This window comes from Reichenbachiella sp. (assembly GCF_039941815.1).
Taxonomy (GTDB): domain Bacteria; phylum Bacteroidota; class Bacteroidia; order Cytophagales; family Cyclobacteriaceae; genus Reichenbachiella.
The window spans coordinates 17050-42237 of the sequence record NZ_JBDVDW010000040.1 but is presented as its reverse complement, the minus strand read 5'-3'; the positions used below and the strand labels follow the sequence as shown (position 1 = coordinate 42237).

Sequence of the window (25188 nt, the reverse complement as noted above, 5' to 3'; positions counted from 1 at the left end):
CAAAAATGAAATTATATAAAATAATACTTCTTATTCTGTTTTTGGCAATAGCTAGATTTGGACGTTCGCAGAGTGTTGGGTTTTCATACCAGGCTGTAGCCCTGGATCAATCAAAGAGTGAGAGACCTGGGCAAGACTCAGATGGTGAAGTGCTGGCAAGTGAAGACATCACTGTCAGATTTACTATTACTGAGGAAAGTGCTGAAGGAGCACAAGTGTATCAAGAATCTCATGATACCAGAACCGACATTTATGGTATGTTTCGGTTGATTGTAGGAAGAGGAGCAAAAGAAAGTTTAAGCTCCGAAATTGAGCAATTACAATGGGGCGAGATTGCCTATTTCTTGCATGTAGAACTCTATATAGATAATCAATATGAGTACTTCGGATCAGAAGAACTACTAGGCTCTCCCTATGCATTGAATTCACAGCCCCAGCAATTAAGTATGGAAGACGGTACGCTATTACTAAGCAATGGAGGTTCAGTGGAGTTGCCTTCAAAATTATCCGAAGAGGAAGTAGTGGCTTACGCTATAGAAAATGGGTTCATTACAGAAGCTGCTATTAGCAGTGCCCGTCTTACCGAAGCCGAAGTAGATGATTATATCTCTAACAATGGCTATCTGACTGCGGAAGTAGATGGATCCATCACCAACGAGATTCAGGACATCAGCCTGGCGGGTACAGTTCTTTCCATTTCATCAGGAAACTCCGTGGATCTCGTAGGTCTACAGGATGGAAATACACAGCTTACAGATGCGGATATCGCAGCTCTGGGATATGTCAAAAATATGACAGGCACTCCTCTCACCGAAGCTGAAGTAGATACGTATGTCTCCAACAACGGCTATCTAACAAGTTTCACCGAAGTAGATGGTTCCATCACCAACGAGATTCAGGATTTGGATTTGACGGGCGATGATCTAACGATCACCAATAATGGCAGCGCCACCACCATCGACTTGAGCGGATACCTGGACAATACCGACACCCAGCTCACCGAAGCTCAGGTCGACACGTATGTCTCCAACAACGGCTATCTAACCAGTTTCACTGAAGTAGATGGTTCCATCACCAACGAGATTCAGGATTTGGATTTGACCGGTGATGATCTGACGATCACCAACAATGGCAGTGCCACCACCATCGACTTGAGCGGCTACCTGGACAATACCGACACCCAGCTCACCGAAGCTCAGGTCGACACGTATGTCTCCAACAATGGCTATCTAACAAGTTTCACCGAAGTAGATGGTTCCATCACCAACGAGATTCAGGATTTGGATTTGACCGGTGATGACCTGACGATCACCAACAATGGCAGTGCTACCACCATCGATTTGAGCGGATACCTGGACAATACCGACACCCAGCTCACCGAAGCTCAGGTCGATACATATGTCTCCAACAACGGCTACCTGACGACTTTCACCGAAGTAGATGGTTCCATCACCAACGAGATTCAGGATTTGGATTTGACAGGTGATGACCTGACGATCACCAATAATGGCAGTGCCACCACCATCGACTTGAGCGGATACCTGGATAATACCGATTCTCAGGATTTAGCCAGTGTTTTGGGCAATGGAGCGGATGCCAATAGCATTTCAATTACAAATATGGCTGATCCATCCGATCCCCAGGATGCGGCTACTAAAAATTATGTAGATGGAATTTCGAAATCCTTCGAAACTACTACAGGTGTGATTAGCAATTCACCAGGAACTACTGCCTCAGACGATTTTGTTTTTGGCAGCACCAGTCTCGCCGACATAGCAGGTACGGATGATGATTTCAGATTCTTTTTCGATAAAAGTAAAGGAGCCTTTCGAGCTGGAGGGTCAGTAGGCACATATTGGGATGATTCTAATGTGGGTATCGCGTCAACTACATTGGGAGTAAATAATATAGCTTCTGCGTTGGCTTCTGCAAGTATTGGAGCGCAAAACGAAGCATTTGGTAATTCATCAATGGCATTTGGACATGGCAACAAAGCACATGGCTCTTATTCGGCAGCATTCGGTTTTCAGACTGAAGCGTCCGCAGTGCTGGCTACAGCCTTTGGGATTAGTACCGTGGCCTCAGGAAACAACTCAACCGCCATGGGAAATGGGAGCAAGTCGATCTCTTTTGGAGAAGTGGCTATGGGAATATACAATACGGAATATACGCCGATTTCCACCACCGCATACAACAGCGCAGATCGATTATTGGTTGTCGGAAATGGGCTTGACAATAGCAATCGAGCAGATGCATTTATTGTTTACAAAAATGGTAATGCTTTTTTAGCCGGAGCTCTTACTCAAAGCTCAGATAGAAGGCTCAAGGAAAGGATTGTGCCTCTCACCAAAAGCTTGGCCAAACTGACTGCCATCCAGGGTTTCCATTATTACTGGAATAGTGTCAGACCCAAAAACATGGACCAATTGCAAACAGGATTTATTGCTCAGGAGGTCGAAAAATTATTTCCAGAATTGGTTGAAGAAGACGCCGAAGGTTTCAAGGCAGTCAATTATACGGGCTTTATACCTCATCTGGTAGAAGCAATACATGAAATGAAAGCTGAGAATGATGAGTTAAGAGAAAAGCAAGAAATAATGGAAAGCAGGTTAGCCGCACTTGAGGCCATGCTGGCTAACAAATTTTGAGTGAAAAATATAAGGAATGAAAGTTTTTAGTGAGAACATAACCCCAAACAATATGATAATGTCCAGTCAATTGATGAAAATGATTCTTGTGCTTGCCAGTATGATAATAGCCTGCGGTCGTTTTCACGCCAAATCCCAATATCTCAATGCAAATGACAAGCAACACATACGTGTGACATCAGAATCTTATGCCCAAAGCAATAATGCTGTAGCTGCGCTGGAGACCGCAAGCTTAGGTTCTCAAAAAAACCAAATTTTCTCGAGCTACAAATTGGCTACCGAATTCGATGAACAGATTTTTAGCGGCAAGGCAGAAAAAGGAAACCACAAAGAAAATGAATGGAGCAAAGCTCAATTCGATCGTAGACAATATGGCAAATTCAGAAATGTAAATGTAAAAAATATTGAATTCCATCAGCTGAGTCAGATTATCCTTCCTGGTTTGAATTGGACAGTTGGCGTGGATACCGGTGATGGTGATAAATATAAGTTTAGTTTGGGAACTGATCTTACTACAGATCCAAAACTTACTATTGAAGCGACCACTGGCAATGTTGGAATCGGCCTGACTGATCCTTCAGAAACATTGGATGTCAATGGGAATATTGTGGGTTCAGATAATCTGATTTTTGGGAGAGATGATGGACTGAAGTTTGTCATGCATTCTCGTGGGAGTACTAAAGAATTCTTGCAAATTACTAATGACAATCCTGATGGAAGTTGGGATTGGTCAAATGGAATTATTCTATTGAGAGGTGGAAATGTCGGTATAGGAATCACTTCTCCTCAAGAGTCATTGGACGTGGCCGGGCATGCAGTGGCGGATGGTAATTTTATTACCACCGGAAGTCTGTCATTCAATACCTCGGCGACTCCATCCAGTTCGGTAGGCAATGAATCATATATATCCTGGAATAGTACCACCAGTCGACTACATTTTCAAACCGAAAATAGTGGTGTACAGGATAGAATGGTGATCGGAGATGATGGAAATGTTGGTATAGGCACGATTACTCCGCAAGAGTCATTGGACGTAGCCGGGCATGCAGTGGCCGATGGTAATTTTATTACCACCGGAAGTCTGTCATTCAATACCTCGGCGACTCCATCCAGTTCGGTAGGCAACGAATCATATATATCCTGGAATAGTACCACCAGTCGACTACATTTTCAAACTGAAAATAGTGGTGTACAAGATAGAATGGTGATCGGAGATGACGGTAATGTTGGAATCGGCCTGACTGATCCTTCTGAAACTTTGGATGTCAATGGAAATATTGTAGGTTCAGATAATTTAATTTTTGGTAGAGATAATGGAAAAAAGTTCGTAGCGCATTCTCGCGGCAGTACTAAAGATTACTTGCAAATTACTTATGACAACGGTGATGGTAGTTGGAATTGGTCAGATGGCATTACTTTGCTTAGGAGTGGTAATGTGGGAATTGGCAACTCTAGTCCAAGTGTCAAATTAGACGTAGATGGATATATCGAAGGAGGAATGTCGATGGTAGATATGGCATTTGCAAGAAGGGGTCTCGATGACAATATTGGAGCAATTCTAGTGACAGTAAAACCGTCCACCAATGAAGTATATGTTAGAACTAATACAAATCGCGATCAGAATATGGGCGGGTTGGCAGATATATCAAACTGGAATTCATATGTCAGTTTTGGAAATCCATCAGGAGGTACCACAAATATTGCCTCAGTGACTGTCGACATCTCCAATCTAAATGGAGATAATAAATATGGCGTGGTGTTGATGGCTCGGATGATTAACGGCCGTATTTATATCAGAACAACAACCAGCGATAGCAAAGATTTTGGAAAGCTTGACGATCCATTGGAGTACGGTGGGTGGGTTGATCTCAATGGCCCTTAAGGCTACCTTAATGTGCTCAGTAATGATTAGTAAGATATGAAATGAGGGCCGCTGCAAGGCGCTGAAAACTGACTCAACACCTTGTACGGCCCTGCAACCAATCATTCCTCTCGTTTCTTGTCTAACATAAATACCTCATTCAGACTGATTTCTGTGATGTACTTTGTAGTTCCATCCTTCTCGTAGTTTCGATTGACCAGTTTGCCCTGTATAGCAATCTCACTTCCCTTCTTAAGGAAATCATTAATTAGGTCAGCCTTTTTGCCCCAGGCGACCACATTATGCCATTGGGTATCTTCTATTTTCTCACCTTCATTGTTGACATAAGTCTCATTGGTGGCCATGGAAAATGAGGACATTTTTTTACCGCTGTCAAAAGTTCGCAATTCTGGATCATTCCCAAGTCTACCAATTAATTGCACATTGTTTTTTAAAGTATTCATGTTTATCGAAATTTTTTGTGTGATTAATTCATCAAATGATATGATGTATAATGTCATTGACAATGTAAATATTGAAGGGGTAAGCCTGGTTAATCGGTATATAAATGCTTGTATTCACTTATTAGCCATTTGTAGTCGTTTGTTGTTGAATGTAATTATGTAGCTTAGATTTATGAATGAAAACCTAAACCTACGCCTATGCCCCGAGTGCGACCGTCCAGTCTATGGACGAACAGATAAAAAATACTGCTCTGATGCTTGTAGAAATTCAGCTAACAACAAAGCCAATTCAGACGTGACCAATATGGTCAGAAATGTAAATAACAAACTGCGAAAAAACCGGAGAGTTTTATGCTCACTAAATGACAGTGGAAAAAGTAAAATGCATCGAGATAAGCTCCTGAAATCAGGATTTGATTTTGATTTCTTCACCAATACTTATGTGACCAAAGCAGGGAACGAGTACAAATTCTGCTATGATCAAGGTTATATGGAATTGGAAGAAGGGTTTGTCCTACTTGTAGATAGATCTTAGAAGCTGACGGTTTGGCCGGGGTTTTGGAATACCATCACTTCTGGCAAAAATTTATTAATCTTCTCCAATGACAATTTACTCCCATTTAATGGGAAGTGAACAGCTATGATTTTTTTGGCTTTGATATATTTATGTATGACCTCAGCGCCATAAAAACTAGTCATATACCAAAAGGGCACAAATGCTATATCAAGGTCCTCATATTGCAATTTGAGCTCATCAAAGCGGTTAGGATCCATATCTGCATCGCCTAAGTGAAGAACTTTTTTGCCTTCCATATCGGCAATAAATATGATGTCCTGGACTTTGGCATTAATCTTTCCGGCATGTCGCGCGTATGCGGCCTTAATGCTTAGTCCCTCTTTGCTATACGTTCGCCAGCCTCTGGAGATCGGAAAGGTGAGTGTACGGTCATGTATGCTTTCATAGTCATCCATTACTGCCTCTATAGAGTCCAACACTTGTGGTGTAGTTAGACAATTGAGTGTTTTTTGGTTCAGCAGTAACTTAGAAAGTTGACTGGGGTCACAATGATCCTGATGGGCATGAGTAATTAGCGCAAGCGATAAATTATTATATGGAGACTTACCTGTAGTCATAGCCGCCAGTTTAGAATCATTGGGAGTGGAGAACCTTCTGAGACCATTGGTAAACAGTGCATCAATCAATATTTTCGTGTTACCTACTTCCACAAATACACCACTATTTGCGATATATGTAGCTTTTTGGGCTATGGAAAATGTCGATAAACCCACAAAGATGATAAAAACAACAATTCTCAAAAACAGCATTCAATTAATAGATTTATTGCAACTCAAGTCCTTCAAAAAAAAGCAAAGTTAATAGATTCAATGTTTTTCTCTAATTGAAAACTTCCAGTCCATCAAAACGGAAATGTTTCTCCAGTTTCAGTAAATACAACGGCCTCAGGGAAATTTTCCCTAATGGCCTTTAGAGATTTCGGGTCTCCGACTTTTGGATAGTGGATAGCAATAATTTTTGTAGGTCTGATGTATTTATTTATTATTTCCACTCCAGGAGGATAGGCTAGAAACCAATAGGGAATGAGTGCAACATCAATATTTTCGCTGACTATATCCAGGCCGGAAAAATGCTTTAGATCCATCTCAGCGTCTCCAAGATGAATGATGTTTTTTCCATTGATCTTTATCAAAAAAACAAGGTTGTCTACATCATAGTTTTGGCGACCACCATGCCTGACATAGATCGTGCGTAGCTGTAGGTCATTTATCTTTTTATTCTGCCAGGACTCTACTCTGCCATATCCAATTAATCTGGTACTGACTTCGTCATAATCTGATCCAAGCATACGCATGGAATCTACTGCCTGGAAAGTGCCGACGAATGAAGTCTCCTCATGCGCTTTGAGAAAATCGAGCACCATCTTGCTATAGAAATGATCCCGATGTGCATGAGTACTAAGAAATAAATCTATTTCTCCATAGGGAGGATTCTTTTCCATGATTTCTTCTACCACCCCGAGGGTAGGAGATAGAAAGGTAGGATAGTAATTGTCAAATAAAGCATCAATCAATACTCGACGACTACCAGATTGAATCATCAAACCCTCATTTGCTATATATCTAATGGTGTCCTGGGCACACAGCTGGACCGAGATCATGTGGATGAGCAAGAATAATAATTTCTTCATAGGTTTTAATTTAAACTAAAACATCTGAGAGACTCATAAAACGTATTAGATTATTATTTGAAATAATTCTAAATAAGAAGTACTTTTGCATCGTGATACACACAATATATCATACAACACACGGCCGGGTAGAGCAAAACGATAAGGACAATTGTTTTTATATCCATTTCAAAGGGAATGAATACCGCATGTCTGTTTGCGCCTTGATTGCATTCAAGACCAGGCTGGATCAGCTAAATATTGACACTCTCCTGCTCAGCGATGCTACTTGTGACGGGCTAGAGGTAATTCCTATGTGTGACAAAGATCGGCTGATGGTACTTACGCTTGACGAAATCATCGAAATGAAAGATCTGATTCCTGGTACATTAGTCATGCTGGAGCTCAACAGCATCGTGCAGCAACGACTTGTTCGTGCTCTTGTCTAAATTAGACTTGTTCTAAATTTCGATCTCACTCAACCATTTCATCTCATTTTAGTTACCTATAGTATATATTTATATAGTAGATAAAGTACGGATATAAGCTTCCGGGACTTTTTGAACATTGAAAAAAAGGAAATGAAAGATCTAATGAGACAGAAAGTAGCAGTTCAGGACAATGTCTTGAGTATGCTGAATAAACAAGTGAAGCTGGAAGCTCAATCGTCTGCAGGCTATTTGGCCATGGCAGCTTGGTGTGATCAGCATGGATTTGATCATAGTGCAAAATTCTTTTACGAGCAGAGCAATGAAGAGAGAGGTCATATGCTTAGGCTATTTCACTATATCAGTGATATGGGAGGGCAGCCAACTGTAGCTGCCATAAACGCACCTCAAAACGAATTCAGCTCATTAAGAGAAGTGTTTGAGACTGCGCTAGAAAGCGAAATAAACGTGACTGAATCAATCAATCACATTGTAGCTGCTTGTAGAAAATCCGGAGATTTTGCGACAGAAAATTTCATGCAGTGGTTTGTCAAAGAGCAGGTAGAGGAAGAGTTTATTGCAAGAAAGGCACTAGAGCTATTCGACATGCTTGGTGATGACCCAGCCTCATTGCTATTAATAGACGAGAGAATATTGAAAATCAGCTACACAGAAGAGTAGAAAAAAAGATTGCCCTTAATAAAACAAAAACCCAGTCTGAAAATTCAGGCTGGGTTTTATTTTTTTGTTGAGCTCAAAGTCTAAAGGCTTATCTACTGATCTGGTTAATAGCTTTATCTACATCCTCCACCGGCAACAGGCAAGACTTGTCCTCACATACGTAGATAAGAGTTTTACCTTTGGCATGTTTGCCTTCTAGAAGTTCTAAACTCCCCTCATCATCACCCCCCAAAAGGATTTTATTTGGGTAATACTCTTTGACGAACTCTAGCTTTTTGGACTGGGCATCTTTACCCACAATGGCCACTTCATAATGTCGCTGACCCATCAATCCATATATTTTGGCCCAATTGCTGTAAAAATAAGGCTGACCCATAAATTCTTTTTCCATGTTGTTCACCATCTGTACCGCTCGTTTCAGATCGTCTTGATCGTAGTAAAACTGCCCCAATAGAAACAGCGCCTCCGCCATCGCCGAGTTGGATCCAGGGATCACATTGTCCGACAGCTCCATCTTCCTGGCGATTAGTTTCTCATCCTGATCAGAAGTATAATAGTACATTTTGGTTTTCTCATCCGAGAAGTGCTTGTCTACATAAAATTTTAGCTGGTTGGCCTCATTTAGCCACTCCTCATCAAAAGTAGCCTCGTACAGTCTGATAAAAGCAAGGATAGTAAATGCATAATCATCTAAAAAGCCGCTGATGGTCGACTGACCATTTTTATGATTTCTCAGCAGTTGACCATTCGGCTGAATCTGATTTATCTTGATGAACTTTGCCGTTTTTAGGGCCTCTTCTAAATATTCTTCTTGTTGGAGTGCAAAGTAGGCGTCCACCAGTCCAATGATCATCAAGCCATTCCAGGAGGTCAATATTTTATCGTCCAGACCCGGGCGAATTCTTGTAGATCGCACTTCCATCAATTTAGATTTTGACGAAGCCAACTGTTTGACTATAGTTTCCTCTGATAGCTCATATGCAGTGGCAAGCTCCGGGATGGTCTTCTTTCGTTCTAAAATGTTGTGACCTTCGAAATTCCCACGCTTGGTCACCCCAAAATAGCTCTTGAACATTTCTGATTCACTTCCGAGTACTTGATCTATTTCTTCCTCAGACCATACATAAAATTTCCCCTCTTCGCCTTCGCTATCCGCATCCAGAGAGGAGTAGTATCCACCAGATCCATCCGACAGTTCGCGTTTACAAAACGATATGGTTTCTCTCACCGCTTGAGCGTATATTTCATCATCGTATACCTGATAGGCATGGCTATACAGACTAATTAACTGAGCGTTGTCGTACAGCATCTTTTCGAAGTGGGGCACCGTCCAGGTTTCATCTACAGAATACCTGGCAAAACCACCACCAAGGTGATCGTAAATGCCACCGTTAGCCATACCATCTAAAGTGACCTTCACCGCTTCTTTGATACTTTCTTCTTGGAGAAAATAATTTTGAGTCAGCAAAAATTCATGGATTGCTGGCATAGGGAATTTGGGAGCTCCCTCTCGTCCACCATATTTCATATCGATGGATGCTACCACTTTTTGGCCCGCCTCAGCATAAAGTTCAGCGTTGAACGGAGCGCCGGTTTGGTTCAGCTCTGGCACCTCCAGTTGGTTGATGCCCTGCGTGACTTTCTCTGCTTGCTCCAGCATCTTGCCCGGTTGAGTTCTGTACATCTCTGCAAAGTAGTCGACCACTTTAGCCCAATTCTCCTTTGGGAAATATGTACCTGCAAAAACCGGACGACCGTCAGGCAATGTGATCACGTTGAGCGGCCAGCCACCACGACCAGTCATCAGCTGCGCGGCATCCATATAGATTTGATCTATATCCGGACGTTCTTCGCGATCCACTTTGATAGAAATATAGTTCGTATTCATTTTGGCTGCAATGGTGGAATCTTCAAACGATTCATGCTCCATTACATGGCACCAATGACATGCCGCATACCCGATACTGATGATCATGAGCTTGTCTTCACGTCTGGCGAGATCCAGAGCCTCTGTACCCCATGGAAACCAATCCACCGGGTTGTGCGCATGCTGTAGCAGATACGGGCTCGTTTCAGATATTAGATTGTTGGTGAATTTGTGTTCTTGTCCCATGTTTTGCGTGCAAGCGTATGTGGATAGTACAATTAATAATATAAAAATGAGTCCCTTGTGCATGTCAATCTTCTACGGTAATCAGGAAGTAATTTTTCTTGCCTTTTTGAGCAAGAAGGTACTTTCCGTTTAGCAAACTGAAGTCCACAGCCTGATTTTCATTCTCCAATTTAACCTTATTTACACTCACACCACCTCCTTTGATCATTCTACGTGCCTCGCCTTTGGAGGGAAACACTATGCCGTTGCTTTCTTCCGAAAGCAAATCGGTCACGTTTTGAGAGCTTGAGAAAGTGCTCCGTGAGATAGTCGTTTGAGGCACTCCTTCAAATACTGATAAGAAAGTGTCCTCATCCAATGATTCCAGATCCTCAGTAGTCGATTTTCCAAACAAGATACCAGAGGCCTTGAGCGCCATTTGGTAATCCGACTCAGAGTGGACACGTGTCGTTATATCTTTGCCCAATTCCTGCTGTAGCTTACGCAAATGTGGTGCCTCCTGATGCTCCGCTATGAGCGTATCTATTTCCTCTTTAGTCTTCAAAGTAAAAATCTTGATGTAATTGATAGCATCTTCATCAGATGAGTTGAGCCAGTATTGATAAAATTTATAAGGAGAGGTTAGCTTCTTATCCAACCAGATGTTTCCCCCTTCAGTTTTCCCGAATTTGGTGCCATCCGCCTTTTTTATCAATGGTGTGGTAATCGCCCAAGCTTCGCCCTGGCTCTTTCGACGGATCAACTCTGTACCAGTCACTATATTTCCCCATTGGTCGGATCCACCCAATTGTACTTTGCAATTTTTATTAGTGTAGAGCCAGTAGAAGTCATATCCTTGTACCAGTTGATAGCTGAATTCGGTAAACGACATGCCAGATTCCAACCTACTCTTTACAGAGTCTTTGGCCATCATATAATTTACAGAGATATGCTTACCGACATCACGGATAAAATCAAGAAAATTGAAGTTCTTGAACCAGTCATAATTATTGACCATCTCGGCCGAGTTTTCGCCACAGTCAAAGTCCAGAAATTGCTCCAGCTGCTTTTTTACACACTCAAGATTATGGTTTAGGAGTTCTTCGGAGAGAAGATTTCTTTCAGCCGACTTACCAGAAGGGTCACCGACCATGCCTGTGGCACCGCCTACCAAAGCAAATGGCTTATGACCTGATCGCTGAAAATGAACCAGTGTCATGATTTGAACTAAACTACCTATATGCAAAGAGTCAGCTGTAGGGTCAAAACCTATATAGGCTGAAGTCAGCTCCTTATTCAATTGCTCTTGTACGCCAGGCATCATGTCGTGAATCATGCCCCTCCATTTTAGTTCTTCTACAAAATCCTTAATCATTGCATCTATTAATTTCGATAAGTTGGCAAAGATAGAGTCTTCAAAGATTTTTGAATATGGTTCTCATAATAATCCCAAAAAATAAATTTCTGATACAAATTTTGTAAATTGACGCAAGGAATGATTCATCCTTTGGATGTGAGATATTTCTTTTTGGCACCGTACTTGGTTAATGCCGTTGGGTCAAAGAAAATGAAGCCATGTTGATTGAGAATTACGCTATTACTATGAGAATGCAAAAAGTACTCCTTTTGCTATGGGTGTTTACCCTGGCTATCACCACCACAGGCATTGCTCAAAACTCCGATTTGTATGCTAGTCCTTCTGAGCGAAAATCTATCGCAGCGGACTATTATGAAAAAGGGAATAGGGCAAGCAAGAGAGAGCAGTTCCCCTTAGCAGTTGTTTATTATGACAGTGCCATCAGACTATATGGAGGCAATAGTGACTACTATTTTGCCAGAGGTCAGGCCAAAGAACTTGCAGACAACAACATTGGGGCGTTGGCTGATTTCGAGGCTGCCTTGAGAATAGACCCTCAGCACTATACTGCCATGTTTAAGCGAGCATTGGTTTACCTCAAGCAGAAAAATTATAAACAGGCCGCACAAGATTTTACCTTCCTGATCAATAATGTAGAGACATTTGAAACGAAAGCCATAGTATTCAAAGGTGCGTCCTATGATGAAAAAGGCGAAATGATATTCTCAGGCATCGCCACCCTCGAGGACATGATGGCAGACGTCTATCTGGCACGTGCCCAGACCTATGAGCAAATGGGATTTAGTACACCTACTATGTTGGACTACGACAAGGCTATCTCGCTCAATAATCATGAACCCAACTACTACGTGCACAGAGGTTTGTTCAAATTGAAAAAAGAGGATGCGGCCGGAGCCGAAGCTGATTTTAGGAATGCGCTCGAAATAGATCAGTTTCATAGACTTGCACTATACAACTTGAGCTTCCTTGTAGATGCAGATGAAAAAAATGAAATCGATAAGATTCTGTATGGAGTAGGAGATTTTGCGATGGCTTATTCTAGAAGAGCATTTGAAAACTATCAAAAAGGCAACTACGAAGAAGCATTGCTCGATTATGATTCGGCACTACAAATCAAGAGAGATAATGCAAACGATTTGATGAATAGAGGCATGGTAAAAGCAAAATTGGATCGTCATAAGGATGCCATTAAGGATTTTGAAACCTCTGTCTATACTGACAATACGCTGACTCGCAATTTTGTTTTGATCGGAAACTCATTTCAAGAGCTCAACAACTACCCACAGGCTGTCACCTACTACCAGCGATATCTCAGATCCGGAACCGGTGATGGTGTGGTGTACTATAATCTTGGACTTGCTTATATGAAAGCAAAAAAAGACGATTTAGCATGCGAAGCCTTGCGCAAAGCCTATGATTTAGGCGAGGAGCGAGCCGAACCGGCACTAGAACAGGTCTGTTTCAGATTAGAATAGCCACCGCAGTTTGAGTCTAAATTCAGGTATCCGACATCATTTTACTGAGAATTCTTATGTCCTGGAGGAACACAAGCATTGCGTCTCCATCGAGAGCCCAATAAACAGGATACAGCTTTCTGTAATTTCAGTGATTGGGGGGATAGTGGTTGTTTTCTTTGGTTTGGCCTCTCATATACTGATTTTCTTGATGGGGTTGATAATGGTTTTTAGTCCGTTTGTTTATTTAAGTGTGTCACTTCCAAGAAGAGTCGATTTGGACACCTTGATGCAAACAATCACCATTCAGGGGTTAAGCGGTCGGAAAATCATACATACCAAAGAGCACTGGTCCGACATTTTTGTTGAGCGATATACCAACTCGACCTTTGTAAGTGCCTTTGAAAATGGCAATAAAGAATTTGTGTACGAGTTTCATTTAAGAATGAAATCAAGCACACCACTGAAGCTATTCCGGTTGACCTCAAAGCAAGAAACCGACAAGAGTATGCAAATGGTGGCCTACTATTTGAATTCACTTATGGTAGACAAGAAATAAGAATTTTATTAAAACTAAAACCACTATGAGAACTTCAATATTCATTTTAGCCCTTTGTTTGTCGACTATCCTTGTGAATGCACAAGACTTCAATGCCTTGAAAAAAAAGGCGGAAAGCAGTATCCCATCCATGTCTAATGGCAAACTGACTGAGAAAGAAGTGGCCGCCGGGTTGAAAGAAGCGCTCAACAGGGGAGTAGAAAAAGGAGTGAATAAACTCTCAAAACCTGATGGGTACTTTAAGGACCCTCAAATCAAAATACTCATGCCTAAGGAAGCTCGTGAAGTAGAAAGCAAACTCAGAAGCTTAGGCCAGGGAGACAAAGTGGACCAGGCCATAAAATCAATGAACAGAGCTGCTGAAGATGCGGCGAGTGAAGCCAAGACCCTTTTCGTCGCCGCTATCAAAGACATGGATATTAAAGATGCCATGTCCATCTTGAGAGGAGACAACGACTCTGCAACTAAATATTTGAAGAAGTCTACCCGAGCTCAGCTGACAAAAAAATTTCAGCCTAAGATCAAAACATCACTGGAGAATGTCGACGCCACCAAATATTGGAATACCGTATTTTCATCCTACAACAAACTACCGTTTGTCGATGAGGTGAATCCAGATTTAGAAAAATATGTTACTAAAAAAGCCATCAATGGACTCTTTGTTCAAGTAGCCAAACAAGAACTTGAAATTCGTAAAAATCCAAAGGCTAGAGTCTCAGATCTACTCAAAAAAGTGTTTGAATAATAAAGGCCTCTTCCAAATGTAGAAGATCCGGAATGCATTAGGAATAGCTGTGATTACCATTGGTTATCAGTCTCTAATAGCAGCCAACAGAAACCCTGTAGATACACTCAAAGATGAATAGCGAAAGGCCTGTTTATCAATACTAAGGAAAATTCAATTGCATGGGGTGTCAGATTTTCATAGAAAATAGATTATTTTTATACTCAGAATAGTAGCAAACGAGCACTATTTGAATTCAATGCGGAGGAGTTGATTCAAAGCTTTAGCCCGCAATTGTTTAACTAAACTAACTTAACCTATGTATTACTCTAACCTAATCAAGGGCCTGCTGGCCTTTGTTTGCCTATGTGTATTTAGCACGGCAAGTGCACAGCAATTGAAGAAACAGCCCGACCAACATCCAAGAGGGCACGCCCTGTACAAGCAATCCAAACTTTTTGATAGTAGGACAGGCCCTACCGAAAGCAAACCGTCAGCCGTCGGCGATAATGCCATTGACCGACAGACCTATGAATTCAATAGGTTGAAAAATCCCTATACAGGCAAAATGCCTGCGGGAATTGCTGATTTAGAACTCAGATTTTCGGAGAAAATAGCCGAAGGGCAGGACATGCAGCACTCTGCTGATCGCATGGGAGGCAGATACAGTAAGTATGGATACTGGAAGAACAGAGGACCCTTCAATGTCGGCGGACGAACTCGAGCATTGGCTATAGATATCACTAATGAAAATGTGATCTTGGCAGGTGGAGTGTCAGGCGGACTGTGGAGATCAGTCGACGCTGGGGCAACCTGGAGAAAGGTCACCGCAAACAGACAAGCACCTGGGATCACCTGCATTGTGCAGGATCCCAGACCAGGCAAACATCATATTTGGTACTATGGTACCGGCGAAAGAATAGGGAATTCTGCCAGCGAAGGTGGGGCATTCTATTCAGGTACCGGTGTCTATAAATCTGTAAACGGAGGAAGATCGTTCAAACTCCTGTCTGCTACAGACGATGATGCCATCGGTTCTTTCGGCCCGTTTGACATCACAAACTCCATAGCCATCGATCCAACAAATGGAGATTTGTATGTGGCAACCTTCAATGGTCTCCATCGATCCACAGACGGTGGAAAGAACTTTGAAGAAATTTTGACTGGAGGGTTTGATGCTACCGTGGAGGTCGCTATCACCTCGCAAGGACAAATTTATGCCACGATCGACTTTAGCGGTGTACCCAATGCTGGAATCTTCACCTCTGATGATGGAGACAACTGGACTAATATAACACCTGCTTTTTATCCAATTTTCTTTGGACGTACCGTGATGGGCATCGATCCGACCAACGAAAACAGGGTCTACTTTCTCAACCATGACGAACTAGGGCCACAGGGACTTTTTAGATATATCGCTACGGATGCTATCGGCAGCAGATGGACTGATTTGAGTGCAAATCTGCCAGTCGCTATTGGTGGGCCTGTCGGAAATCTAAATTTCCAAACTGGCTACAATATGCTGGTAAAAGTGCACCCAGGAGATTCTAGCACCGTTTTTGTAGGAGGCACCAATCTCTATAGATCCAACACCGCTTTTACAACTCCGACGGGTCAGGAAAGCTGGATTGCCGGATACTCTCCACTCAATAATGTAAGCGTCTACCCGGACCAGCACCCAGATCATCATGCACTCGTCTTCTATCCGTCCAATCCTGACAAAGTATTGTCCGGTACAGACGGCGGAGTCTTTTTGGCTGACGATATCACTACTTCCAATTCAGCGGCTGAGCCTGTCGATTGGACTTCATTAAACAATGGATATGTAACCACACAACCATATGCTGTAGCCTTTGATCCGGAGCCAAATAGCGACGACTTGCTAGCAGGATTTCAGGACAATGGCACCTGGTTTACTTCCTCTACTGATCTATCAGAGCCGTGGGAAGAAGACTTTGGTGGAGATGGTTCCTACAATGCTATTGCAGATGCAGGAGCTACTCGGTATGTATCTTCTCAGTTTGGAAATATCTATCGCCTCAACTTTGACAGCGAGGGAGAATTCGAGTCCTTCACTCGAGTGAAACCTGCGGGTGCAAATAATCTTGATTTTGTTGCGCCATTTGTGCTTGATCCACATAACGATAACATTATGTATTTGCCGGACGGCAACAGAATTTGGAGAAATAATGACCTGGACGGAATTCCACTTTTTAGTAATGCCACGACTACAGTCAACTGGGTGAACTTACCCAATTCCGATACTCCGGCAGGAACTACGATTACCTCGCTGGATTTGTCGACGTATCCCGAAGCCAACAGATTATACTATGGAACCAACAGTGGTGGAGTATATAGAATGGATAATGCCAATCTGGATAATCAACCTGCCACTGATCTTACCACTGGCAAGGGACTACCGCCCGGATATGTCAACGATATCTCAGTTGATCCATCTAATGGAGACCGAGTGGTGATTTCATTTTCCAACTATGGAATCCAAAGTCTGTTTTTGACCGAAGATGGAGGAGAGACTTGGGTCAATGTCAGCGGAAATCTGGAAGAAAATGAAGATGGCACCGGCAATGGTCCTTCAGTAAGAAGTACGGCCTTTTTTGGAGGTAGCGATTCTTTCTTTGGGCCAAGGATTCAAAAAGTGTTCGCCGCTACCAGTACCGGACTCTACTATACCCGTCGTCTGGATGGCAGTAAGACCCGATGGTATCGTGAACCTTTCATCATCGGAAATGCGGTGACTGATGAAGTCAAAACCAGGAAAGACGGATTTATTGCCGTGGGTGCTCATGGCAATGGACTGTTTAGCGCAAGATTTCCAATCTTTTTCAATCCACTGCCAGAGTCGAAACTAAGTGTCGCCTATCTTCTGGAAGATCTGGTAGTAGACGAGAACAGCAGCGATGTAGTCGTAAATATTGAAGATCTGTTTGTACATTCTCATGGTCAAAGCATCGACGTAGAGCTGATCAATACAAACCCAGGTCTCGTCACAGTTACTGACAATGGTACTTCACTTACACTATCTTTTGCTGCCGACACGCTCGGGTCAGCGACTATTGGATTGATCGCTACCTCAGGTAATGAGCAGGTAGCTGAAGGCTTTACCGTCTTCATCTCAAAGCCTACGCTGTATGAGCAGCTTGGAGCAGGAGTAACCTCTCTGCCCTCTCAAAATTTTATCGACTTCGGTGGTATCGCGCAGACAGCTGATGATTTCGTAGTACCGGTAGGAGATAGTTGGGAGATCAGCAATGTGCTAGCCTTCGGTGGAGCGAATAACTCGCCCACATTTACCAGTGTGTCCGTAGTGATCTATGAAGATAATCTGGGAAGCCCTGGTCTTGAAATCTACAATAGCGGAGAAATTGTACCCGATTCAGATCCACTCAACGCCAACCTAAATTTGACACTACCGGATGTGGTGCAGTTGAATAGCGGCACTTATTGGATTTCTGTGTATACAAATTTGGCCTTCAATCCAGCTGCTACACAATGGTTTTGGACCTCACAGAATGGTGGAATCGGAGCTGAGCCTCAGTTCAGAGACAACTTGAATCTTTTTGGAACCGGTGCCATAGATTGGACAGGAGTATCTACTGCATTTGGGCAACCACCGCTAGATCAGGTATTTCAGGTGTTCGGATCAATCATTCCGGCGGCAGCCTCTGCAGCTAGTCGCAAAACGGAGGCTGTGCCGTTGGCAGAACTAAGCATGGAATTGAGTACCGTGGTTTGGCCAAACCCATCCAAAGATCAGTTTACTTTCAAGGTGGCATTTGGTGAAAACCTTGAATCAATTGATGAAAGAGTAAATATGAGAATTTACAATACGTCTGGTAGATTGGTACACAGATTAGACAACATAGACGTAGCCTCAGACTTCGTGTGGGATGCTTACCATCAACCTGTGGGCATTTACATGGTCAAGATTACAGGATCAAGCACACATCAATCATTTAAAATCATTAAACGGTAATAATTAATATATAGGGTCACCTCGGGTCAATAAAAGGCCCGAGGCAACCTTCGGTTTAGCCTTATATGTCAGTCAACTACTTTTTCATGGCCATACTTGTGGTTTTATTCGTTTCCGTCGGAGATCAAACACGGATAAATTCGATCAGCAGCGATAGCTACGCTCATCAGGGCCCCGATCGACTAGAGGCTCTAATTACAGTTCTTGAAGTCCGTACTGATCAGGAGGCTTGTGGGAAAGTTTACAACATGACCCTGGTCGTCCGAATAGACAAAATCATAGCATCAGGCCGGACCATTACAAATCCTATCAGTCAAGGTATGGAAATACCAATGCTGCTGGAAAATACGCTTACCAATCTATTAACAAAAGAAAGTGCTATTCCTGTGGTGGGACAAACTGCGCAGGTCATCGCTAAGGAGAAATTGTGCCTGTTAAGCGAAATTTCCATGATGAGCATTTTGCAATACAAGCCCGTTTGATGAGAACTTTTTGATTTTTCAGAATTCAAAACTACTTGAGTAGTTCAGTAAAAATGGAAAGAGCAAACGATACCATTGCTTACTTAATCAAGAATATTAAACGTAAGTCACACATTTAATAAAGTCTGATCTATTATATTGCTAACTGAATTGACCTTTTTTGAATAAGGGATGATTTTGGAAGGTCAAACAGACGGATAGACATTTTTCCTAATTTCTTTGAAATAAGCTGTTTTTTGATGAGTTTAGCTGTCCCCAGATACTATTGAAATAAATCTCCCCCCATTTTGAAATATATCTAATCCCATTGTCAGGGTGAATTGGCAAATATTGCATAGTGTTTAAAGTACAAAAACATAAACTAGGAAGATTTGATGCTGTGCGATTAATTAACGATTCAACTGGAGAATATTTGGAAGTCCTATCCGAGTTTGGAGCTGGACTCAACACCTTGGTCATTAAAAATGGCGAAGACCAATTAATCTCTGTTTTGGATGGTTATCAATCCGAGACCGAAATATTTGAGCAGCATCACTTTGCATATAGAGGATCAAAATTGTCCCCAATTCCAAATCGCGTTTACAAAGGAAAATACAAATTTGACAATCAGTCCTATCAGTTGCCGATCAACGAGGTCAAGGCCAATAATAGCCTACACGGGTTTTTGCATAACAGACCTTTTGAACAAATAGAAGAATATGAAGGAGAGGATAAGGCGGCTGTCAAGATGGTACATTCCTACAAAGGCATAGACAGAGGATATCCATTTTCATATGAAATTGCGGTATCCTATCATTTTGATGCTACAGGACTGACTGTACAAACTGATATAGAAAATGTATCCGTTACGACTATCCCGATAGGAGACGGTTGGCATCCATACTTCTCTTTTGAAAACCTGGATGACATATTCTTTCAAATGAATCCTACTAAAAGAGTCTACTCCGGCGTGGGCAACAAGTTGTCAGGTACCCATGGATTTGAGTCAGCTAAGGTGATAGGAAAGACCAAATTTGACGATTGCTTTGAAATCGCCGACAATGAAAATTTTGCTGTTCGACTGAAGGATGAAAATCGCCACTTTGAGCTGGAAATTTGGCAGGACAGCGAGGATAAGAAATATAAATATGTACAGATCTATACTCCACCCGACCGTAAGTCTATTGCGTTGGAACCGGTCACCTGTGCACCTAATGCTTTTAACACCGGCCAGGGGTTAATTGAATTAAAACCAAACGAAAAGGTGTCAATGAGTTTTGGCATCAAAAACATTCTACAAAACAACTAACATGAATTTTTCGACATTAGATTTTATCATTTTCGCAGCATATTGTGCGGTTATTTTGGGAGTAGGTCTATTCGTGTCTCGCGACAAGAAAGGCCATGAGAAAAATGCCGAAGACTATTTTCTTGCAGGTAAATCACTACCGTGGTGGGCGATTGGAGCCTCACTCATTGCCGCTAATATATCTGCAGAGCAATTCATCGGCATGTCCGGTTCGGGATTTGCCCTGGGATTAGCGATTGCCTCCTATGAATGGATGGCAGCGATTACCTTGCTTCTGGTAGGAAAGTACTTCCTCCCAATTTTTATTAAGAAGGGTTTATATACAATCCCGGAGTTCGTCGAAAAAAGATTTAGTACCAACCTAAAAACGATCCTTGCAGTGTTTTGGATTGCCTTGTATGTCTTTGTCAACCTAAGTTCGGTCTTATACCTTGGGTCGCTCGCACTGGAGACCATTATGGGTATCCCGATGATGTACGGAGTGCTAGGTTTAGGCCTGTTTGCGGCAGCCTATTCTCTCTATGGAGGGCTATCAGCTGTAGCCTGGACAGATGTGATTCAGGTGGTCTTCTTGATCTTGGGTGGCTTAGTCACTACTTACCTGGCCTTAAATGTGGTTTCTGATGGACAGGGCGTAATTGTCGGCTTCAATCAATTGATAGCCGCAGCGCCAGATAGTTTTCATATGATATTAGATGAATCAAATCCTGAATTTAAAAACTTACCTGGAATATGGGTTTTAGTAGGTGGTCTTTGGGTGGCTAATATTTATTACTGGGGATTCAACCAATACATCATTCAAAGAACTTTGGCAGCTAAGTCACTTGAGGAGTCTCAAAAAGGTATTGTTTTAGCAGCAGGCTTAAAACTAATCATTCCATTTATTGTAGTCATTCCTGGTATCGCTGCTTATGTCATGGTGAATGATCCAGCGATCATGGCACGATTGGGAGAAGCAGCTCAAATGAATATACCGGGTGCAGGTGCATCTGACAAGGCCTATCCATGGTTGCTCCAACTCCTACCGACAGGGCTGAAAGGAGTGGCATTTGCCGCATTAGCTGCTGCGGTAGTTTCATCGCTGGCCTCGATGCTCAATTCTACTTCCACCATTTTTACAATGGATATATACAAGCAGTATATCAACAAAAATGCAACAGACAAGCAGCTAGTATCTACGGGTAGAATAGCAGCAGGTGCGGCATTGGTTATTGCTTGTATTATGGCTCCACTCTTAGGTGGTATAGATCAAGCCTTCCAGTTTATTCAGGAATACACAGGTATTGTTAGCCCAGGTATTTTAGCTGTTTTCATTCTCGGGTTGTTCTGGAAAAAGACAACTAACAAGGCAGCTATTTGGGGTGCTATATTATCTGTTCCCTTGGCCATTGGTTTGAAAATGCTTCCTGGTATTCCTTTCATGAATCAGATGGGACTCACTGCTGTGGGTACCATGATAATCATTGCGATTATCAGCCACATGGAGCATGGTGGAGCAGACGATGAAAAAGGTATTGACTTGAGCGGCGGATTATTCAAAACCAGCCCGGTTTTTAATATCTCAGCTTTTGCTATTTGTATCATTACCGCGGTGCTATACGCGATATTCTGGTAGATAATATATTTAGTTAAAAATGCAAACCTCTTGGATTGAAATCTGAGAGGTTTTTACTTTTAAGAGGGTTAGGTTCTGTAAACTCTTTCTCCATGATTACGTATCTTTCCATTTTTGTAAATCGTATTCAGAAAATGATAGTAAAACTGGCAGAGGGACCTCTCAAAACCAAATTTGGAGAATTTACGGAAGCACTTTATTATGATGGACAAAAGGAGTCTGTTGTGCTGATGATGGGAAAATTGCAGGATGCTGAGCAGGTGCTATGTCGAGTACATTCGTCTTGTATTTTTGGACACTATTTCAATAGCATAGCGTGCGATTGTCAAGAGCAGATGGACATCTCTCAGCAATTGATCCAAAGAGCAGGAAAGGGGATTATCATTTTACTTGATCAAGAGGGCAAGGGCAATGGCCACTTTGCCTTGCTCAATAGTGTAAAGTACAAGCGCCAAGGTATGAAACAAGCGAATGCCTATGAGGCCGCTGGATTTAAAAAAGATAACAGAAATTTCTCCGCCGCTGCTAAAATTTTAAAAGACATTCAGGTGAAATCCATCCGGATGCTCACTGACAATCCCGACAAGGTAAATACACTGACGCAACATGGGATTGTAATAGACGGGGTTCAAGAAATTAGGCTTTAATTCATCAAAAAATAGATATGGAAAAACTACTTCACAAGATCGGCGGTGTGGTTGGTAAAGGTCGGGTTTTTAAGCTGATGTTCAACCTTTTTCCGGGTTTCAGACGTACGGGTGCACGCATGCTAGAGGCTAGCGACGATTTTCATTATGCCAAGATCAAACTTCCACTCAACTACAAAACCAGAAACTATGTAGGTACCATCTATGGTGGCTCGATGTATAGCTGTGCAGACGGGATCTACATGGTGCAGCTGATCAATATCCTGGGCAATGACTATGTAGTCTGGGATAAATCTGCTTCTATCCGCTTTCGTCGGCCTGGAAATACCACTTTGTACGCGGAGTTTATTTTGAGTACTGAGTTTATAGATCAGATCAGAGCTGAAATCAAGGAACTAAAAGAGAAGGATTATGTACTGAAGGTGGAACTGGTAGACAAGGAGGGATCTGTATATGCCATCGTGGAGAAGACTCTATATATAGCCTCAAAAGAGCACTATAAGGAAAAGAAGGCGAAGAAAACTTCTAAGAACAAGGCAGACTAGACCCATCTATTCGAAAATAAAAATGTCATTGCGGATTGATAATATTCAATCGACAATGACATTTTGTTGAAATGCTGAAGTGTTACTTATAACCTACTTCACATGTGCATGCAGCACATCCACTACACTACCAGATTCACTTTCTTTGAACCCTATCAACTCAAGTTTGATATTTTTGGATAGTGCGTTGATTTTAAAATCTTCGATCAGCTCGAGCACATCCCAGTGGATATCCTGAGTTCTGGAAGCATCTATGATTACATGAGAATCTTCTGGAAGCAACCCAAATGTTTTGATAAAGCCCGCCTTGTTGAGAAAACTGACGTCTTCTGACAATTCTATTTTGATCGGCTCACCTTCTTTGACTTTATCCGGATCGAAATGATATGGAGTTTTAAAATTGTTCCAAAGAATAAATACAACGGCCACGATCAACCCTAAGCCTATCCCGGTGAGTAGGTCTGAGAATACAATAGCCACTACGGTCACGATGTAAGAATAAAACTGAGAGTGACCAGTTTTGTACATCGACTTGAAGATGGAAGGTTTCACGAGTTTGTAACCAACTACAAGTAGTACTGCCGCCAGACTAGCCAGAGGAATCAGATTTAGAATGTTAGGAATCGCGATGGCACACACCAATAATAAGATACCATGAAAAATGGCAGAGGCCTTGGTTTTACCACCAGACTGCACGTTGGCCGAACTTCTGACGATTACCTGAGTGACTGGAAGCCCGCCTATCAATCCAGAGATAGAGTTGCCAATACCTTGAGCGATTAGTTCACGGTTGGTAGGTGTGATACGTCTCTCGGGATCCATTTTGTCTGCCGCTTCCACACTGAGCAATGTTTCGATACTTGCCACCACAGCGATGGTAAGTGCTACCATATAGGTCTTTTGCTGCGCGAACATGGCAAAATTTGGAGAAGTAAATTGTGCAAAGAATTCACCCATGGATGTGGTGACTGGTATACTTACCACATGGTCTCCATGTAAAGAAAACAGTGGCATATTTTCAAACAGTAGATTAAGTCCAATACCGACAGCTACCGCTATCAGTGGACCATTGAGAATTTTGGTGAAGCTTAGCTTTTTCATGAATGGCTGCTCCCAAATGATCAGAATAGCCAAACCTAGCAGACTGATCACCATGGCGCCGGGAGTGATGTTTTCCCACGCATAGAAGATTTCCGAGAAGGTATTGTGACCATCTGGCTGAAAGAAATCAAGATCGCCTTCCGGGTCAAGATCATAGCCAAATGCGTGAGGGATCTGCTTGAGGATAATGATCACTCCGATTCCTGAGAGCATACCCTTGATCACGGAAGATGGAAAATAGTAGGCGAATACCCCTGTCTTAAAGACTCCGAGCAATACTTGGAAAAAACCTGCGATAACCACCGCAGCGAGAAAATTTTCGAATCCACCCATATCCCCAATCGCGGTCAATACGATCACGGCGAGACCAGCCGCCGGACCACTTACACCCAATTGAGATTTACTGATGGAGGCGACCACTATACCACCTACGATTCCAGCGATAATACCTGAGAATAGAGGCGCTCCAGACGCTAATGCAATACCTAGACATAATGGTACTGCTACTAAAAATACGACCAAACTGGCTGGGAGATCACTACCGAGGTGATCAAAAAAGCCATGAGATACTTTTTTTTGCATGATAATAATATTGTGAAGGCCCTATTGAGCCTTTGAGATAAAGTGACTAATTGAATTTTGAGTTGGGAATATCTGCCTTAGCAGGGAGAGTCCAGTGGGTCGGGAGGAGGGGTGATCACGGGAAGGTAGAGCTCTTGAAAATCTGGTGACAACAACGGATGTTTTAACACGTTTTCCTTGCCATCAGGTAATACTATGGAATGTCGGAAGTTATGATTGATGTTCTCTTTGTCTTCCTTACTCTCTTTTTTTTCTTCGTTGGACTCTTGCCCATCCAAATCTGCTTCTTCGATATTAATCGTCTGAGGCGAGCCATAATCAGGAACGATAGCAGAAATCACAAAAGTGATCATCAGTAGAATGACCAGTGCCTGATTCGCAATGTTTGTAATTTCCTTTTTGCTCATAAATCTGAATGGATCATAAGATCACTAGAATGTTTGCTAAGATTCTGTTTTT

The 25188-nt window shown here is 42.3% G+C and carries 21 protein-coding genes; 14 read left to right on the top strand and 7 right to left on the bottom strand.

Features of this window, described 5'->3' with window-relative positions; all coding sequences use genetic code 11:
* Positions 1–5: 5 nt before the first annotated feature.
* Together ABJF11_RS10570 and ABJF11_RS10565 are read left to right on the top strand one after the other, a co-directional pair.
* Positions 6–2648 (top strand): tail fiber domain-containing protein, encoded by a 2643-nt coding sequence (locus tag ABJF11_RS10570; RefSeq protein ID WP_348119817.1) that lies wholly within the window; start codon positions 6–8, stop codon positions 2646–2648.
* A 58-nt stretch (positions 2649–2706) separates the two neighbouring features.
* On the top strand, positions 2707–4530 hold the full coding sequence (locus tag ABJF11_RS10565; RefSeq protein WP_348119816.1) for a hypothetical protein: 1824 nt from the start codon (positions 2707–2709) through the stop codon (positions 4528–4530).
* A 101-nt stretch (positions 4531–4631) separates the two neighbouring features.
* Here ABJF11_RS10565 and ssb read toward each other — a convergent pair whose 3' ends face one another.
* Positions 4632–4973, bottom strand: coding sequence for a single-stranded DNA-binding protein (gene ssb / locus ABJF11_RS10560; protein WP_348119815.1), 342 nt, complete (start codon positions 4971–4973; stop codon positions 4632–4634).
* Positions 4974–5145: 172 nt separating this feature from the next.
* Here ssb and ABJF11_RS10555 point away from each other — a divergent pair, with 172 nt between their 5' ends.
* Positions 5146–5508 carry a hypothetical protein gene (locus ABJF11_RS10555; protein ID WP_348119814.1) on the top strand — a complete coding sequence of 121 codons (363 nt, stop codon included), beginning with the start codon at positions 5146–5148 and terminating at the stop codon, positions 5506–5508.
* Here the strand turns inward: ABJF11_RS10555 and ABJF11_RS10550 are convergent.
* Together ABJF11_RS10550 and ABJF11_RS10545 are read right to left on the bottom strand one after the other, a co-directional pair.
* Positions 5505–6299, bottom strand: a complete 795-nt coding sequence (locus ABJF11_RS10550; RefSeq protein ID WP_348119813.1) for an MBL fold metallo-hydrolase — start codon at positions 6297–6299, stop codon at positions 5505–5507. The genes ABJF11_RS10555 and ABJF11_RS10550 overlap by 4 nt on opposite strands.
* A 92-nt stretch (positions 6300–6391) precedes the next feature.
* Complete coding sequence (locus ABJF11_RS10545; RefSeq protein WP_348119812.1) at positions 6392–7180, bottom strand: MBL fold metallo-hydrolase; 789 nt, start codon at positions 7178–7180, stop codon at positions 6392–6394.
* A gap of 92 nt (positions 7181–7272) precedes the next feature.
* Between ABJF11_RS10545 and ABJF11_RS10540 the strand changes: the two genes are divergently transcribed.
* Together ABJF11_RS10540 and ABJF11_RS10535 are read left to right on the top strand one after the other, a co-directional pair.
* Positions 7273–7608, top strand: coding sequence for a hypothetical protein (locus ABJF11_RS10540; RefSeq protein WP_348119811.1), 336 nt, complete (start codon positions 7273–7275; stop codon positions 7606–7608).
* 132 nt (positions 7609–7740) lie between these two features.
* Positions 7741–8268 (top strand): ferritin, encoded by a 528-nt coding sequence (locus ABJF11_RS10535; RefSeq protein ID WP_348119810.1) that lies wholly within the window; start codon positions 7741–7743, stop codon positions 8266–8268.
* A gap of 88 nt (positions 8269–8356) precedes the next feature.
* Here ABJF11_RS10535 and ABJF11_RS10530 read toward each other — a convergent pair whose 3' ends face one another.
* Positions 8357–10381 carry a thioredoxin domain-containing protein gene (locus ABJF11_RS10530; protein ID WP_348119809.1) on the bottom strand — a complete coding sequence of 675 codons (2025 nt, stop codon included), beginning with the start codon at positions 10379–10381 and terminating at the stop codon, positions 8357–8359.
* 64 nt (positions 10382–10445) lie between these two features.
* Positions 10446–11732, bottom strand: a complete 1287-nt coding sequence (tyrS, locus tag ABJF11_RS10525; RefSeq protein WP_348119844.1) for a tyrosine--tRNA ligase — start codon at positions 11730–11732, stop codon at positions 10446–10448.
* A gap of 236 nt (positions 11733–11968) precedes the next feature.
* On the opposite strand from tyrS, the gene ABJF11_RS10520 reads away from it, so the two are divergent.
* The 9 genes from ABJF11_RS10520 (at position 11969) to ABJF11_RS10480 (ending at position 23046) form a co-directional block, all read left to right on the top strand.
* Positions 11969–13213: a tetratricopeptide repeat protein gene (locus tag ABJF11_RS10520; protein WP_348119808.1), complete on the top strand. Its 1245-nt coding sequence runs from the start codon at positions 11969–11971 to the stop codon at positions 13211–13213.
* A gap of 10 nt (positions 13214–13223) precedes the next feature.
* On the top strand, positions 13224–13751 hold the full coding sequence (locus ABJF11_RS10515) for a hypothetical protein (RefSeq protein WP_348119807.1): 528 nt from the start codon (positions 13224–13226) through the stop codon (positions 13749–13751).
* A 25-nt stretch (positions 13752–13776) separates the two neighbouring features.
* The gene (locus tag ABJF11_RS10510) at positions 13777–14496 is read left to right on the top strand and encodes a DUF4197 domain-containing protein (protein ID WP_348119806.1); all 720 of its coding nucleotides are present in this window, start codon (positions 13777–13779) and stop codon (positions 14494–14496) included.
* Between the two features lie 298 nt (positions 14497–14794).
* Entirely contained in the window at positions 14795–18469 is a 3675-nt protein-coding gene (locus ABJF11_RS10505; protein WP_348119805.1) for a T9SS type A sorting domain-containing protein, read from the top strand.
* An 86-nt stretch (positions 18470–18555) separates the two neighbouring features.
* A complete protein-coding gene (locus ABJF11_RS10500; RefSeq protein ID WP_348119804.1) occupies positions 18556–18951 on the top strand; it encodes a hypothetical protein in 396 nt (131 codons plus the stop codon).
* A 337-nt stretch (positions 18952–19288) separates the two neighbouring features.
* Complete coding sequence (locus ABJF11_RS10495; RefSeq protein ID WP_348119803.1) at positions 19289–20239, top strand: hypothetical protein; 951 nt, start codon at positions 19289–19291, stop codon at positions 20237–20239.
* A gap of 1 nt (position 20240) precedes the next feature.
* Positions 20241–21854, top strand: coding sequence for a sodium/sugar symporter (locus tag ABJF11_RS10490; protein WP_348119802.1), 1614 nt, complete (start codon positions 20241–20243; stop codon positions 21852–21854).
* Between the two features lie 92 nt (positions 21855–21946).
* Positions 21947–22501 carry a GTP cyclohydrolase gene (locus tag ABJF11_RS10485; RefSeq protein ID WP_348119801.1) on the top strand — a complete coding sequence of 185 codons (555 nt, stop codon included), beginning with the start codon at positions 21947–21949 and terminating at the stop codon, positions 22499–22501.
* 17 nt (positions 22502–22518) lie between these two features.
* Positions 22519–23046 carry a DUF4442 domain-containing protein gene (locus ABJF11_RS10480; protein WP_348119800.1) on the top strand — a complete coding sequence of 176 codons (528 nt, stop codon included), beginning with the start codon at positions 22519–22521 and terminating at the stop codon, positions 23044–23046.
* 93 nt (positions 23047–23139) lie between these two features.
* Here ABJF11_RS10480 and ABJF11_RS10475 read toward each other — a convergent pair whose 3' ends face one another.
* Both ABJF11_RS10475 and ABJF11_RS10470 read right to left on the bottom strand, forming a co-directional pair.
* Complete coding sequence (locus tag ABJF11_RS10475) at positions 23140–24729, bottom strand: SulP family inorganic anion transporter (RefSeq protein WP_348119799.1); 1590 nt, start codon at positions 24727–24729, stop codon at positions 23140–23142.
* 77 nt (positions 24730–24806) lie between these two features.
* Entirely contained in the window at positions 24807–25136 is a 330-nt protein-coding gene (locus tag ABJF11_RS10470; protein WP_348119798.1) for a hypothetical protein, read from the bottom strand.
* Positions 25137–25188: the final 52 nt, after the last annotated feature.